The organism is Ottowia oryzae (assembly GCF_003008535.1).
Classification (GTDB): Bacteria; Pseudomonadota; Gammaproteobacteria; order Burkholderiales; family Burkholderiaceae_C; genus Ottowia; species Ottowia oryzae.
Genome location: NZ_CP027666.1, coordinates 3,253,322 through 3,267,151, shown reverse-complemented (window position 1 = coordinate 3,267,151; position 13,830 = coordinate 3,253,322). Strand labels below are relative to the sequence as shown.

Genomic DNA, 13,830 nt, shown 5'->3' with positions numbered 1-13,830 from the left:
TTTTCGTTTTTGAGGGATGGAATTCCGCGATGGATTGGCCAGGGGGCGTCCGCTATGGCGGTGTGGATGTGCCCCCACTTTGGGAAAAGATGCCCCCAAATGTGCCCCCACTTTGCCCCGGATGCATGCGCACTTATCCGGACGCATCCGGCCTAAAATTGCCGCTTTCCCCTAGGAAGGCAAAAAAAATCCGCACGCTCTAGGAGCTATGCGGATTTATGAGTGGTGCCGACTGCCGGAATCGAACTGGCGACCTACGCGTTACGAGTGCGTTGCTCTACCAACTGAGCTAAGTCGGCGAAATCAAGAACCCGAGAGTATATACCAGGCCGGGGCATCGCCAGCGCGCGCGCGGGGCCTTCGTGGCCAAGGCGGGCGGTGCACTCTAGACTGGGGGTTTGATTGCACCAACGAGGAGTCGCCCCGATGCTCAAACCCGACCATGTTTCTGACGCCGCTGCCCTGTTGGACGCTGGCGCGGCGCCATCGCGCCGGCGGGCGATGCAGCTGGCCCTGGGGGCGGGCTACGCGGCGGCGGCCTTGCCTGTCGTGGCGCAGACTGCGGTCAAGACGTCGGCCGAAGGGCTGACGGCGGGCGAAGTGGCCATCGACGTGGCAGGCTTTCAGATGCCTGCCTACCGCGCGCAGCCTGCGGGCAAGACCGGCTTGCCGGTGGTGCTGGTCTTGTCAGAGATCTTTGGCGTGCACGAATACATCGCCGACACGGCGCGGCGACTGGCGCACCTGGGTTATCTGGCGATAGCGCCAGAGCTGTTTATTCGCCAGGGTGATGCCAAGCGCTACACCGAGATCGGCAAGCTGGTCAGCGAAGTGATTGCCAAAGTGCCCGATGCGCAAGTGCTGGCCGACCTGGACGCCACCGTGGCCTGGGCCGCTGCGCACGGCGGCGATACCCGCAAGCTGGGGGTGACGGGCTTTTGCTGGGGCGGGCGTCAGACCTGGCTGTACTGCGCGCACAACCCCAGGGTGAAGGCGGGGGTGGCGTGGTACGGGCGCCTGGTGGGCGAGCCGACGGCGCTGGCGCCGCGCAACCCTGTCGATGTGGCGGGGCAGCTTAAGGCGCCGGTGCTGGGCCTGTACGGTGAGGCCGACACGGGCATCGGGCACGACACGGTAGAGAAGATGAAGGCCGCACTGACCGACGCGGGCGCCAAGGGCAACGCGGCGGCTGCGGCGTCTGCCTTCGTGGTGTACCCCGACGCGCCGCACGCGTTTCATGCCGACTACCGCCCCAGCTACCGCAAGGAAGCGGCGGAAGACGGCTGGAAGCGCATGCTGGCCTGGTTCAAGCAGCACGGCGTGGATTGAGCGCGTGGCCGACTGGGCGCCGCCGCAGTGCTGCGCAGGGAGTGCGTGACGTGGCTGCGACTAGCGGGGCGCAGTGCATCAGGGTCACCCCTGCGGCGCAAACATCACGCGCCCAGGTTTATTGATTGAATCGGCCTCTAGCGAAGGCACCACCAGCGCTGGCAGCTATGAAAAACAGAGTGATGCGGTTGGCGTACGGCTGCGGCGGGTAGGGGCGGCGGCGAGCTTTGAGGCGCCGACGGATTCCCGTTGGCGGATCTGCGGTCAGCGCACCTTGCGGTGCCCGCGCTTTGAAGCCACCACGCAGCGCGTGCTACTGGGGCGGGCGCTGCGCAGCGCCCACGGCAACGGGCATAGGCACGGCTACAAGCACAGGCCCGCGCGGCGCCCCGCGCCTCAGCCGCGCGCCATGGGCAATTCGGGGCGGCGGCTCCATTCGCTCCAGCTGCCGGCATACAGGCTGGCCGGGGCGTAGCCGGCCAGTTCCATCGCCAGCACGTTGGGTACGGCGCTGACGCCGCTGCCGCAGTGGTGCACCACGCCGCCAGCATCGTGGCCGGCCAGCAGGGCGTCGAATTCCTGCTTGAGTTGCGCGGCGGGCTTGAAGTGGCCGTCGGCGCCCAGGTTGTCGCTGAACGGGCGGTTGAGCGCGCCGGGGATGTGCCCGGCCACCGGGTCCAGCGGCTCGGTCTCGCCCCGGTAGCGCAGGGCGCCGCGCGCGTCGATCACGGTTTGCGTGGGGCGGCCGAGTTGGGCGATGACCTCGTCGATCAGCACCAGGCGGCGCAGCGGCGCGCCCAGCTCGAAGTTGCCGGCCCGGTGCGCGGGCGCAGGCCCGCTTTGGGTGGCGCCGCCGGCGGCCACCCAGGCTTGCAGGCCGCCGTCCAGCACGGACACGGCGTCGTGGCCGGCCCATTTCAGCATCCACCACAGGCGCCCGCAGTAGTTGGCGCCGTTGCGGTCGTACACCACCACTTGCATGGCGTTATCAAGCCCCAGCGCCCGCAGGGTGTGCGCCAGAAGCTCTCGTTTTGGTAGCGGATGCCGCCCGCCGTTGACGGCGTCTTCGGCGCTGTGGGCGCTCATGTCGCGGTCGAGGTGGGCCTGCACGGCGCCGGCGATGTGCTGTTCAGCGAACATCGCATCGGCCTTGGCCGGGTCGGCCAGGTCAAAGCTGCAATCCACCACCAGCAAGGGGGCGTCGCTGGCCTGCAGGGTCTGCAACTGGGGGACGGTGATCAGGTGGGTGTAGGCGGTCATCAATGGGCCTCGGCCGGTGGGTTCGGCAGCGCGCGGCTGCGCAAGAAGGTGGCCAGCATACCGCTTGCGATGATGGTGGCCATGCCCAGCCAGCCGATCAGCGGGATCTGGTCGCCAAACAAGAACAACCCGAACAGCGCGGCAAAAACGATGCCGGAATACTGCAGGTTGGCCACCACCATCGTCGATCCGCGCGTGTAGGCGCGCGTCATGCACAGCTGGCCAAGTGCGGCCAGCACGCCGATGGGGATCAGCCACAGCGCCTGACGGGTGTTGAGCGGGTGGATGTCGAAGAACAGCATGGCAATGGCGCCCACCAGCGCCGCGCCCACGGAAAAGTAAAACACCGTGCGCGCCTCGGGCTCGCCCACGCGGCCCAGCGCGGCCACCTGGATGTAGGCCAGCGCAGACAGCAGGCCGGACATCAGCCCGATCAGCCCGGCGAACAGCTGGTTTTGCTCCAGCGTGGGGCGCAGCATCATCACCACGCCGGCAAAACCGGCCATCACCGCGACGATCAGCGGGCCCTGGCGGCGCACCTCGCTCAAGCGCCCCATCAACAGCGTGCCGCCGATCAGAAAGGCCGCCACCCACACGCCGCTCATGTAGTTCAGCGTCATGGCCGTGGCCAGTGGCAAGGCTGCAATGGCGTAGAACCAGCAGGCCAGTGCCGACACGCCTACCACGTTGCGCCACACGTGCATCATCGGCACGGTGGTGCGCAGCGAAACGCCGCGCGATCGCGCCAGCATCCACATGAAGACGATGCCGATCGCGCCGCGGTAGCACACGATTTCCATCGGCCCGAAGTAGGGCGATGCGAACTTGATGCACACACTCATCAGGGCAAAGAAGAGCGATGCGGCGATCATCCAGGCGGCTTGCATGTCGGTGTGCTTTTGAACAAAAAAACGCCTGCGCCGCCCATTGGGCCAGCGCAGGCTGCTATCAAATAAAGAGTTTGGTGGTGCCGCTTCTTCAGGCCACCAGAGTCATGCCCATGGCGCGGCGGTACCACTCGTGAAAGTGCTGCATGCCGTCTTCCATGGGGCTTTGGTAGGGGCCGACTTCGTTGTCGCCACGCAGCCACAGCGCCTTGCGGCCCGCGTCCATGCGTTCGGCGATTTCGTCGTCTTCGATGCAGGTTTCCATGTAGGCAGCGCGCTGCGCCTCGACGAATTCGCGCTCAAAGGCAACGATTTCTTCGGGGTAGTAGAACTCGACCATGTTCATGGTCTTGTCCACGCCCATCGGGTACAGCGTGGACACGGTCAGCACGTGCGGGTACCACTCGACCATGATGTGGGGGTAGTAGGTCAACCAGATGGCGCCGCGCGAGGGCAGGGCGCCGTTTTGGTAGTTCACCAGCACTTCATGCCACTTCTTGTAGATGTCAGAGCCCGGCTTGCCGAAGGTGGGCGCCACGCCGACGGTCTGCACGGAATAGTCGCGGCCAAACTGCCAGCTCAGGTCGTCGCAGGTGACAAAGTTGCCCAGGCCGGGGTGGAAGGGGCCGACGTGGTAGTCCTCGAGGTAAACCTCGATGAAGGTCTTCCAGTTGTAGTTGCATTCGTGCAGCTCAACGTGGTCGAGCGCGAAGCCCTCGAAAGAAAGGTCGTGCGCGACACCCATGCCCGCCAAGTCGGCGGCTACGTCGCGGCCGTTGTCCTCGAACAGCAGGCCGTTCCACTCGCGCAGCTGGTAGTTGTTCAGGTTCAGGCACGGGTCGTGCTGGAAATGCGGCGCACCCAGCAGTTCGCCTTTGGGCGAGTATGTCCAGCGGTGCAGCGGGCACACGATGTTGCCACCCGCGTGGCCTTTGCCCTGGCCCTGCAGCGAGCCGCGACCCTTGAGCATGACCGCCTGGCGGTGACGGCAGACGTTGGAGATCAGCTCGACGCCGCCCTGCGCGTTGCGCACCAGCGCGCGGCCTTGCGCCTCTTGCGGCAAGGCAAAGTAGTCGCCCTCGTTCGGCACAGCGAGTTGATGGCCGACGTAGCGCGGCCCGGACTCGAAGATGAGCCTCTGCTCACGCTCTAGCAGCGCAGGGTCGAAATAGGAGTGGACGGAAAGTTGACTTGCCGCCTGCTGTAACTGAAGACTTAAATCAGACATGGTGTTCCGATGTTTAAGACTCCCCCTATGAAGGGGCAGGAAGTAAGCGCTTGGGATCCGAGGATATTAGGCGCGCGAACCGTATGCCGATTTCGGCAAAGGAACCGCGAATTTTAACCCATGTGCCCATTTCAGGCAGGGCATGAGGGTCTTGCGGCGAGGGGGTTTGGTGACGGTCATCAAGCGCGGCGCTTCGCCACACCTAAAATGAGCGCTTTTGCGCACATCGGAATGGCTAGAAAACCCGCCAACGGCGACACGCAACCCACCAGTTACGGCGATGCGGTGCAGCAGCTGGAACAGCTGGTGACCGGGCTGGAATCAGGCCAGATGCCGCTGGAGGAGCTGCTGACGCAGTACCAGCGCGGTACCGAGTTGCTGCGCTATTGCCGTGACCGCCTGCAGGCCATCGAAGACCAGGTCAAGGTGCTTGACGATGCGGGCGCGCTGAAGCCGTGGGCACTGGAATGATTACAACCGATTTCGCTGCCTGGTCGGCGGATGCGCTGGGCCAAGTTGAGCAGGCCTTGTCCGACTGGGTGCCAGCAGCAGCGCCCGCCGGCTTGGGGGATGCAATGCGCTACGCCGTGCTGGATGGGGGCAAGCGCGTTCGGCCGCTGTTGGTGCTGGCCACCGCCGCCGCCGTGCAAGGCCATGCCGAGGCGGCATTGCGTGCCGCCTGTGCCGTGGAGTTGATCCACGCCTATTCGCTGGTCCACGACGACATGCCCTGCATGGACAACGATGTGCTGCGCCGCGGCAAGCCCACCGTGCACGTGCAGTTTGGCGAGGCGCAGGCGTTGCTCTCGGGCGATGCGCTTCAGGCGCTGGCGTTTGAGCTGTTGACGCCCGACCCCGCCCAAGTGCCGCCAGCGATGCAGGCCGACCTGTGCCGCTGCCTGGCGCGTGCGGCCGGTGAAGCGGGCATGGCCGGCGGCCAGGCCATTGATCTTGCCAGCGTGGGCAAACCATTGAGCGAAGCCCAACTGCGCCATATGCACATGCTGAAAACTGGCGCGTTGCTGCAAGGCAGCGTGCAGATGGGCGCCGACTGCGCCCAATCACCGCTGACGCCGCAGGCGCGTGACGGGTTGGCGCGCTACGGGGCCGCTGTCGGCCTGGCATTTCAGGTGGTCGACGACATTCTGGACGTCACCGCCGATTCCGCCGCCCTCGGCAAGACGGCTGGCAAGGACGCAGCCGCCGACAAGCCCACCTACGTTTCGGTGATGGGGCTGGACGCCTCGCGCGCGCTGGCGGCGCAGTTGGGGGATGAGGCGCACCATGCGCTCGCCGCCACCGGTCTGGCCGACGTCGAGTTGTTGCGCGTGCTGGCCGACCGCGTGGTAAACCGCAGTAATTGACCATGGCGACAACCTACCTCGACTCCGTTCACACCCCAGCCGATCTGCGCAAGCTGACGCGCGAGCAACTCAAGGCCCTGGCCGACGAGTTGCGCGAATGCGTGCTCAGCAACGTGGCGCGCACGGGCGGGCACCTCAGCTCGAACCTCGGCACGGTGGAGCTGACCATCGCGTTGCATTACGTCTTCAACACGCCGCACGACCGGCTGGTGTGGGATGTGGGCCACCAGACCTATCCGCACAAGATCCTTACCGGCCGCCGTGAGCGCATGCCCACGCTGCGCCAGCTGGGGGGCATGTCGGGCTTTCCTCGCCGGGATGAGAGCGAGTACGACACGTTCGGTACGGCGCATTCGTCCACCAGCATCTCCGCCGCGCTGGGCATGGCTTTGGCGGCGCGCCAGAAGGGCGAAGACCGCGATGCCGTGGCGATCATCGGCGACGGCGCGATGACCGCCGGTATGGCTTTTGAAGCGCTGAACAACGCCGGGGTGGAGCGCGACGCGCGCCTGCTGGTCGTGCTGAACGACAACGATATGAGCATCAGCCCGCCCGTGGGTGCGCTGAACCGCTACCTGGCCCAGCTGATGAGCGGCAACTTCTATGCCGCGGCGAAGAACGTGGGCAAGACCGTGTTGGGCCCGGTGCCGCCGCTGTTCGAGCTGGCCAAGCGGCTGGAGCAGCAGGCCAAGGGCATGGTCGTGCCCGCCACCTTGTTCGAGAAATTTGGCTTCAACTACATCGGCCCCATAGACGGACACGATCTGGATTCGCTGATCCCCACGCTGGAGAACATTCGCGATCTGATGGCCAGCAAACAAGGCCCGCAGTTCCTGCACGTGGTGACCAAGAAGGGCCAGGGCTACAAGCTGGCCGAGGCCGACCCCGTGGCCTACCACGGCCCCGGCAAGTTTGACCCGGCCGTCGGCTTGGTGGCGCCCAGCGCACCGGGCAAGCAGACCTTCACCCAGGTCTTCGGACAATGGCTGTGCGACATGGCCGAGAAAGACAAGCGCCTGGTGGGGATCACCCCCGCCATGCGCGAAGGCTCTGGCATGGTCGAGTTTCATCGCCGCTTTCCTGAGCGCTATTACGACGTGGGCATTGCGGAGCAGCACGCCGTCACGTTCGCGGCGGGCATGGCGTGCGAGGGCTTGAAGCCCGTCGTCGCTATCTATTCCACTTTCCTGCAGCGCGCGTACGACCAGCTGATTCACGATGTGGCGATCCAAAACCTGCCGGTGGTGTTCGCTCTGGATCGCGCCGGGTTGGTGGGGGCAGATGGAGCCACCCACGCGGGCAATTACGACATCGCCTATCTGCGCTGCATTCCCAACGTGAGCGTGGCCTGCCCGGCGGACGAGCGCGAATGCCGCCAGTTGCTTTCAACGGCGTTCGAACAAGACCATCCGGTCGCGGTGCGTTACCCGCGTGGCGCTGGTGTGGGCGTGCCAACCTTGCCAGACCTGTCGGCGCTGCCCTTCGGGCGTGGCGAGGTGCGTCGCGAGGGCAGCGGCATTGCGCTTTTAGTGTTCGGCACCTTGCTGTACCCCGCGCTGCAGGCGGCCGAACGCTTGGGCGCCACGGTGGTCAACATGCGCTGGGCCAAGCCCTTGGATACGGCCTTGCTGGCGGATGTGGCTGCCCGCCATGAGGCGCTCGTCACGCTGGAAGAGGGCAGCATCATGGGCGGCGCAGGCAGTGCTGTGCTGGAGGCCCTGGCCGCCGCCGGCAGCGCGATGCCGGTGCTGCAATTGGGGCTGCCGGACGAGTTCATCGAGCACGGCGATCCGGCAAGACTGCTGGCGGCGCAAGGCCTGGATGCGGCGGGTATCGAGGCGTCTGTGCGGGGCCGTTTCGGCCACCTGCTGCAAGCCACCGCGCCCGATCTGAAAGTGGTTCGCTGACCGCCTCGCAACGCCCTGGCGGCCTTAAAAAAAGCCGCCGTGGACAGGTTAATCCCTAATCTGCGGCGCGGGGGTTGACCGCTAAACTCTGAGAGCCTGTATCCATATGTCAAGGAGACAATCTCTCATGGACCGTCGTTCCATTATCAAACGCGCCGGCATTGCCGGCGTTTTGGCTGCTGGCGTTGCGCCTGCGGTCCATGCGCAAGCTGCTGTGCGCTGGCGCTGTGCATCCAGCTTCCCCAAATCGCTGGACACCATTTTCGGAACCGCTGAGGTGTTCTCGAAGAAGGTCAGCGACATCACCGGGGGCAAGTTTCAGATCTCGGTGCACGCAGGCGGCGAACTGATGCCTGCCTTTGGCGTGGTCGACGGCGTCCAGAACGCTTCCGTGGAGATGGCGCACACCGCGCCTTACTACTACTACGGCAAAGATCCCACCTTCTGCCTGGGCTGTGCGGTGCCGTTCGGCATGAACACCCGCCAGATGAACGCCTGGATGTACGAAGGCAACGGCCTGAAGCTGATGCGCGACTTCTACGCCAAGTACAACATCTTCAACCTGCCCGGCGGCAACACCGGCGCACAGATGGGCGGTTGGTTCCGCAAGGAAATCAAGACCGTCGCCGACTTGAAAGGCCTCAAGTTCCGCACCAACCCGTTTGCCGGCAAGGTGCTTGAGCCTTTTGGCGTGGTGCCCCAATCCATTCCAGGTGCTGACCTGTACCCTGCGTTGGAAAAAGGCACGCTGGATGCACTCGAATGGGTGGGCCCGTACGACGATCAGAAGCTCGGCTTCAACAAGGTCGCCAAGTACTACTACTACCCCGGTTGGTGGGAAGGCGGCCCGCAGCTGGACTTCTACATCAACACCAAGGCCTGGAACGCCCTGCCTGCGGAGTACAAGGCCGCTGTCGAGGCCGCCGCCTCGCACGCCCACGTGACGATGACCGCCAAGTACGACGCCCGCAACCCGACCGCGCTCAAGCAGATGGTGGGCTCGGGCACGCAGCTGCGTCCGTTCAGCAACGAGATCATGACTGCGGCGTTCAAATCCGCGCAGCAGATCTATGCCGACCTGAACAAGAGCAACCCGGAATGGGCCAAGGTCTACAAGGACTACAGCAAGTTCCTGGCCGACGAAAATGCCTGGTTCCGCTTCAGCGAAGGTCTGTTCGACCGCTTCATGCAGCAGCAGAAACTGAGCTGATTCGGTTTCAATCGAGTAAAAAAAGCCCGCCGGTTGGCGGGCTTTTTCATGGGACTTTCTTTGTCGGATCGCGTTGCGCCACGCGTGCCATGAATTCCAGAAGAATCTGCGGGTCGGCGCTGTGAATCCATGTCATGCCCCCGCCGCGTTGGCGCACCAGCAACCTTGGTGCCATCACGCGCTGAAACCAAGGCAAGAAGACCAGCTTCAGAGAGGCCACCTCTGCCACCCGAACGCGCTTGTTCCAGAGCCAGGTCTGGGTCAGCACGTCGTCATCCAGGCGGGTGCGGCTGCGCACGATCCAAGTGCCCATCCATAGCACGAGCAGCGCCGTTGAGCCGAAAAGCACGGCGCCACTCGTTGACCAGTCGGCCGCGCGCAGCTGCGGCACTTGCGCCATGCCCGTGACGATCAGGATGACCATCATGGCGACCGTCAGGCCACGGGTGAAGGCGGGAAAGGCGGCGCTTTCTCTGGCGTGCAGCGATGCTTCATCCTGCATCACGGTTGCGATGCTGGTGGCGTGGGCTCACTGGCAGCGCTTTCGGGGCTTGGCGCCGCGTTGCCGAAGGGGTTGTCCATGTCGATGTTGTCGCTGGGTGACTGCAACTCGGCCGGCATTTCAAGCTGCACCTTGTCGGTGTCGACCTTGACCTCCTTGTCGAGGAACACGGTCACCGTCTGCGGGAAGAAGATCACGATCACCACCAGCAGCAGTTGCAGGCCGACCCACGGGATGGACCCCATGTAGATGTCGCGCGATTCAATGCGCTTTTTGAGCGTGCCGTTCTTGAACAAGGTGTCGGCAATGCCGCGCAAATAGAACAAGGCGAAACCGAACGGCGGGTGCATGAAGCTGGTTTGCATGTTCACGCACAGCAGCACACCGAACCACACCATGTCGATGCCCATCTTGTGCGCCACGGGGCCGAGCAGCGGCAGGATGATGAAGGCGATCTCGAAGAAGTCGAGGAAGAACGCCAGGAAGAACACGAACACGTTGACCGCCAGCAGGAAGCCGACCTGGCCGCCCGGCAGGTTAGACAGCATGTGCTCGACCCAGACCGCGCCGTCCACGCCCTGGAAAACCAGCGAAAAGACGCGCGAGCCGATCAGGATGAAGACCACCATTGCCGTCAGCCGCATGGTGCCCTGCATGGCTTCCCACAGCATCGGCCACGACAGGCGGCGATGGATCAACGCCAGCACCAGCGCGCCGACTGCACCCATCGCACCGGCTTCGGTGGGCGTCGCGATGGCGTGGTCCATGAAGGGCAGGCCGCCCATCGAGCCCAGCACCGCGAAAATCAAAATCGCCGAGGGAATGATGCCGCGCAGGCATTTGCCCCACAGCGCCCAGCCATGCAAGGTGCGCGCGCTGGCCGGGAGGCCAGGTACCTTCTGCGGGTAGAGCCGCCCGAGAATGAAGGTGTAGATGGCGAAGATCAGCACCTGCAGGATGGATGGGCCCCACGCGCCCTTGTACATGCTGCCCACGTCGGTGCCCAGCTGGTCGGCCATCACGATCAGCACCAGCGAAGGGGGCACCAGCTGGGTGATGGTGCCCGAGGCGGCCAGCACGCCAGTGGAGTAGCGCGTGTCGTAGCCGTAGCGCATCATCACCGGCAGAGAGATCATGGCCATCGCGATCACCTGCCCGGCCACGGTGCCCGTGATGGCACCAAGGATGAAGCCGACGATGATGACCGAGTAACCCAGGCCGCCGCGCACAGGGCCAAACAGCTGGCCCATCGAGTCGAGCATGTCTTCGGCCAGTCCGCACTTCTCGAGTATGGCGCCCATCAGCGTGAAGAAGGGAATGGCCAGCAGCGTCTCATTCGACAGAATGCCGAACACGTTGAGCGGCAGGTTGGCCATGAAGTTGGCCGGGAACCAGCCCATCTCGATGGCCACGAAGCCCGAGAACAGCCCCAGCGCGGCCAGCGAAAAGGCGACCGGAAAGCCGATCAACATGATGAACACCAGGCCGGCGAACATCAAAGGGGCAAAGTTTTCCATGTGCATACCGCGCGATTCCTGATCGTTTCGTTTTTTCTGGTGCGCGCGTTACTGCAGCGGCTTTTCGTAGTGCGTATCCATCGTGTGCAGGCCCGTCAGGTGCGCCACACGCTTGATGATTTCCGCGACCCCCTGGAGGAACATCATCCCGAAGCCCAGCGGCAGCAACAGCGCCGCCGGCCAGCGGATCAGGCCGCCGATGCTGCCCGACACCTCGCCCGTCTGGTACATGCCCCAGAAGAACGGCCAAGTCAGCCAGAACATCAGCCCCATCACCGGCAGTAAGAAAAACACCAGGCCGAACAGATCGACATACACCGGCCCATTGCGCTTGAGCTTGCCGTAGATGATGTCCACCCGCACGTGCTCATTCAGGCTGAGTACCACGGGCGCGCCCAGCATCACGGTGGCCGCGAACAGGTACCACTGAATCTCGAGCCAGGCGTTGGAGCTCATGTCCAGCCCATAGCGTATGAACGCGTTGCCGGCCGAAATCAGTGCTGCCAGCAAAACGGCCCACGAAGCCAGCTTGCCGAGCTGGCGGGTCGTCCAGTCGACCGCGCGCGCGAAGCGGATGAGTAGAGGCAGCATCACGTATTTCCCGTCAAGAACAGACCGCGCGGCTGGCTCGCCACAGCGTGGCCGCGCCGCATCCGCAAAGCCTTCCGATTCTAGATAGGCGAGCAGCCAGAAGATGTTGGGGAAATCCTTATGCCTGCACACGGCTGCGCAGGTCTGCGCTGTGCGCCCGCGTCCCCGAGTGTCTGTTGGAGCGATGAAGCGAAGGCGCTCGGGCGTCAGCGCAGCAGCGCGCACAGCGCCGTCAGGCTGGCCACCTCGGCGTGGGGCGCGGTGGGCAGCTCAGCGGGCCAGCGTTCGTCGCGGCGGTTGATCCAGACCGTCTGCATCCCGGCGGCGAGGGCGCCCGCGCCGTCGAGCTGAGCGTCATCGCCAATGTGCAGCACCTGCGCGGGCGACACGCCAGCCTGGGCGGCGGCTGCTGCAAAGATGCGTGCGTCGGGCTTGCTGAAGCCGGTGATCGCCGGGTTCACCGCCGCGCGAAAGAAGTGGCCGATGCCCACGCGGTGCACGTCGGCGTTGCCGTTGGACAGCGCGACGATGGGAAATCGTGCGCTCAGCGCTTCTAGCGCGGTCAGCGCGTCGGGGTACAGATCCACCTGCTGCCGCGCGTCGAAGAAGACGCGGTACGCCGGCTCGGCCAGCGCCGGGTCTTCGGCCGATTCAACCAGCAGGCGCCTCAGCGCTTCGCGCCGCAAATCGCCCAGGTGGTGGGCGATGGCGGGATGGTCGGCCACGGCGGCGTCGCGCAGGCGGCGCTGAATCTGCGTATCGCCCGACAGGCGTGCGGCGACGGGCGCGCGGTGCGAAAGCCAGCTGCGCATGGCTTTTTCGGCGCGCTCGATGGTGGGCCACACGGGCCACAGCGTGTCGTCCAAGTCCAGGGTGATGGCGCGCACGCGGCCCATGTCCAGCGTGGGCGCGCTCATGGCAGGCGCCGCGCCCGGCGATGGCGGATGAAGCAAGGCATGACCGAGAATAGCGCATGCGTTTTCGTCCTGAACCCGAGGCGGCCCAAGCGGCCGGCGGCCGCACCGGCGTGCTGTTGTGCAACCTGGGCACACCTGATGCCGCCACCCCCGCCGCCACCCGCAAGTACCTCGCCGAGTTTCTGAGCGACCCGCGCGTAGTGGAAATTCCGCCCGCGCTGTGGAAGCTGATCCTCTACGCCTTCATCCTGCCGACCCGCCCGCGCCAATCGGCCGAGAAATACCGCAGCGTGTGGTTGCCTGAAGGGTCGCCGCTGATGGTGTACAGCCGCAGGCAGGCCACGATGCTGCGTGGCTACCTTGGCGAGCGCGGCCACAGCGTCAGCGTGCGGCTGGCCATGCGCTACGGCAATCCGTCGATCGCGTCGCAACTGGACGCTTTGCGCGCCGAGGGCTGCACCCGCATCCTGGTCGTGCCGCTGTACCCGCAATACTCTGGCACTACCACGGCCAGCGTGGTGGATGCCGTCGTGCAGTGGGCGGGCAAGGCGCGGCACGTGCCAGAGTTTCGATTCATCAACCGCTACCACGACGACCCAGGCTACATCGGCGCACTGGCGCGCAGCGTGCAGCAGCATTGGCAGGCCCACGGGCGGCCAGACAAGCTGGTGATGAGCTTTCATGGCGTGCCCGAGCGCACGCGCCAGCTGGGCGACCCCTACCACGACGAATGCCAAGCTACCGCGCGCCTGCTGGCCCAGCGCCTGGCGCTCAAGGGGGATGAATGGGTGATCACCTTCCAGTCTCGCTTTGGCAAGGCCAAGTGGCTGGAGCCGGCCACCGCCACGGTGCTTGAGCAGCTGGGCCGCCAGGGCGTGCCCCGTGTCGATGTGATCTGCCCCGGCTTTCCAGCGGACTGCCTGGAGACCCTGGAAGAAATCGCCATGGAAGGGCGCGACAGCTTCAAGGCTGCGGGCGGCAAGGAATTTCACTACATCCCCGCGCTGAACGACAGCCCGGTGTGGATGGCGGCCCTGGCCGATCTGGTGCAGCAGCATCTGCAAGGCTGGCCGACACGCGCAGAGCGCGAAGACGCTACGGCGCGCTAAGCGCAAGCC

13 protein-coding genes and 1 tRNA gene are annotated in these 13,830 nt (G+C 65.0%); 6 read left to right on the top strand and 8 right to left on the bottom strand.

The window, feature by feature from the left end:
* Positions 1-223: 223 nt before the first annotated feature.
* Positions 224-299: transfer RNA gene (locus tag C6570_RS14880), tRNA-Thr, on the bottom strand.
* A gap of 127 nt (positions 300-426) precedes the next feature.
* Here C6570_RS14880 and C6570_RS14875 point away from each other — a divergent pair.
* Positions 427-1,329, top strand: a complete 903-nt coding sequence (locus C6570_RS14875) for a dienelactone hydrolase family protein (protein WP_106703911.1) — start codon at positions 427-429, stop codon at positions 1,327-1,329.
* Positions 1,330-1,725: 396 nt separating this feature from the next.
* Here the strand turns inward: C6570_RS14875 and C6570_RS14870 are convergent, their stop codons facing one another.
* The 3 genes from C6570_RS14870 to C6570_RS14860 all read right to left on the bottom strand — a co-directional run bounded on the left by C6570_RS14870 (position 1,726) and on the right by C6570_RS14860 (position 4,704).
* Positions 1,726-2,589 (bottom strand): sulfurtransferase, encoded by an 864-nt coding sequence (locus C6570_RS14870; protein WP_106703910.1) that lies wholly within the window; start codon positions 2,587-2,589, stop codon positions 1,726-1,728.
* A complete protein-coding gene (locus C6570_RS14865) occupies positions 2,589-3,476 on the bottom strand; it encodes a DMT family transporter (RefSeq protein WP_211297608.1) in 888 nt (295 codons plus the stop codon). The genes C6570_RS14870 and C6570_RS14865 overlap by 1 nt, the downstream gene beginning before the upstream one ends.
* A gap of 91 nt (positions 3,477-3,567) precedes the next feature.
* The gene (locus tag C6570_RS14860; protein ID WP_106703909.1) at positions 3,568-4,704 is read right to left on the bottom strand and encodes an aromatic ring-hydroxylating oxygenase subunit alpha; all 1,137 of its coding nucleotides are present in this window, start codon (positions 4,702-4,704) and stop codon (positions 3,568-3,570) included.
* Between the two features lie 231 nt (positions 4,705-4,935).
* Here C6570_RS14860 and xseB point away from each other — a divergent pair, with 231 nt between their 5' ends.
* The 4 genes from xseB to C6570_RS14840 all read left to right on the top strand — a co-directional run bounded on the left by xseB (position 4,936) and on the right by C6570_RS14840 (position 9,185).
* Positions 4,936-5,175, top strand: coding sequence for an exodeoxyribonuclease VII small subunit (gene xseB / locus C6570_RS14855; RefSeq protein ID WP_245896213.1), 240 nt, complete (start codon positions 4,936-4,938; stop codon positions 5,173-5,175).
* A complete protein-coding gene (locus tag C6570_RS14850) occupies positions 5,172-6,068 on the top strand; it encodes a polyprenyl synthetase family protein (protein WP_106703907.1) in 897 nt (298 codons plus the stop codon). The genes xseB and C6570_RS14850 overlap by 4 nt, the downstream gene beginning before the upstream one ends.
* A 2-nt stretch (positions 6,069-6,070) precedes the next feature.
* Positions 6,071-7,975, top strand: a complete 1,905-nt coding sequence (gene dxs, locus C6570_RS14845) for a 1-deoxy-D-xylulose-5-phosphate synthase (protein WP_106703906.1) — start codon at positions 6,071-6,073, stop codon at positions 7,973-7,975.
* Between the two features lie 127 nt (positions 7,976-8,102).
* On the top strand, positions 8,103-9,185 hold the full coding sequence (locus C6570_RS14840; protein WP_106703905.1) for a TRAP transporter substrate-binding protein: 1,083 nt from the start codon (positions 8,103-8,105) through the stop codon (positions 9,183-9,185).
* Between the two features lie 46 nt (positions 9,186-9,231).
* Here C6570_RS14840 and C6570_RS14835 read toward each other — a convergent pair whose 3' ends face one another.
* The 4 genes from C6570_RS14835 to C6570_RS14820 all read right to left on the bottom strand — a co-directional run bounded on the left by C6570_RS14835 (position 9,232) and on the right by C6570_RS14820 (position 12,712).
* Complete coding sequence (locus tag C6570_RS14835) at positions 9,232-9,687, bottom strand: hypothetical protein (RefSeq protein WP_106703904.1); 456 nt, start codon at positions 9,685-9,687, stop codon at positions 9,232-9,234.
* Positions 9,687-11,210, bottom strand: a complete 1,524-nt coding sequence (locus tag C6570_RS14830) for a TRAP transporter large permease (RefSeq protein ID WP_106703903.1) — start codon at positions 11,208-11,210, stop codon at positions 9,687-9,689. The genes C6570_RS14835 and C6570_RS14830 overlap by 1 nt, the downstream gene beginning before the upstream one ends.
* 42 nt (positions 11,211-11,252) lie before the next feature.
* Positions 11,253-11,795 (bottom strand): TRAP transporter small permease subunit, encoded by a 543-nt coding sequence (locus C6570_RS14825; RefSeq protein WP_425437931.1) that lies wholly within the window; start codon positions 11,793-11,795, stop codon positions 11,253-11,255.
* 206 nt (positions 11,796-12,001) lie between these two features.
* Entirely contained in the window at positions 12,002-12,712 is a 711-nt protein-coding gene (locus C6570_RS14820) for an HAD family hydrolase (RefSeq protein ID WP_106703902.1), read from the bottom strand.
* A 56-nt stretch (positions 12,713-12,768) separates the two neighbouring features.
* On the opposite strand from C6570_RS14820, the gene hemH reads away from it, so the two are divergent.
* Entirely contained in the window at positions 12,769-13,821 is a 1,053-nt protein-coding gene (gene hemH, locus C6570_RS14815; protein ID WP_106703901.1) for a ferrochelatase, read from the top strand.
* Positions 13,822-13,830 lie beyond the last annotated feature (9 nt).

Excerpts from the sequence above, each read along its gene's own strand:
- C6570_RS14875 (WP_106703911.1), top strand. The coding sequence starts at position 427 with ATGCTCAAACCCGACCATGTTTCTGACGCCGCTGCCCTGTTGGACGCT.
- C6570_RS14870 (WP_106703910.1), bottom strand. The coding sequence starts at position 2,589 with ATGACCGCCTACACCCACCTGATCACCGTCCCCCAGTTGCAGACCCTG.
- C6570_RS14865 (WP_211297608.1), bottom strand. The coding sequence starts at position 3,476 with ATGCAAGCCGCCTGGATGATCGCCGCATCGCTCTTCTTTGCCCTGATG.
- C6570_RS14860 (WP_106703909.1), bottom strand. The coding sequence starts at position 4,704 with ATGTCTGATTTAAGTCTTCAGTTACAGCAGGCGGCAAGTCAACTTTCC.
- xseB (WP_245896213.1), top strand. The coding sequence starts at position 4,936 with ATGGCTAGAAAACCCGCCAACGGCGACACGCAACCCACCAGTTACGGC.
- C6570_RS14850 (WP_106703907.1), top strand. The coding sequence starts at position 5,172 with ATGATTACAACCGATTTCGCTGCCTGGTCGGCGGATGCGCTGGGCCAA.
- dxs (WP_106703906.1), top strand. The coding sequence starts at position 6,071 with ATGGCGACAACCTACCTCGACTCCGTTCACACCCCAGCCGATCTGCGC.
- C6570_RS14840 (WP_106703905.1), top strand. The coding sequence starts at position 8,103 with ATGGACCGTCGTTCCATTATCAAACGCGCCGGCATTGCCGGCGTTTTG.
- C6570_RS14835 (WP_106703904.1), bottom strand. The coding sequence starts at position 9,687 with ATGCAGGATGAAGCATCGCTGCACGCCAGAGAAAGCGCCGCCTTTCCC.
- C6570_RS14830 (WP_106703903.1), bottom strand. The coding sequence starts at position 11,210 with ATGCACATGGAAAACTTTGCCCCTTTGATGTTCGCCGGCCTGGTGTTC.
- C6570_RS14825 (WP_425437931.1), bottom strand. The coding sequence starts at position 11,795 with ATGCTGCCTCTACTCATCCGCTTCGCGCGCGCGGTCGACTGGACGACC.
- C6570_RS14820 (WP_106703902.1), bottom strand. The coding sequence starts at position 12,712 with ATGAGCGCGCCCACGCTGGACATGGGCCGCGTGCGCGCCATCACCCTG.
- hemH (WP_106703901.1), top strand. The coding sequence starts at position 12,769 with ATGCGTTTTCGTCCTGAACCCGAGGCGGCCCAAGCGGCCGGCGGCCGC.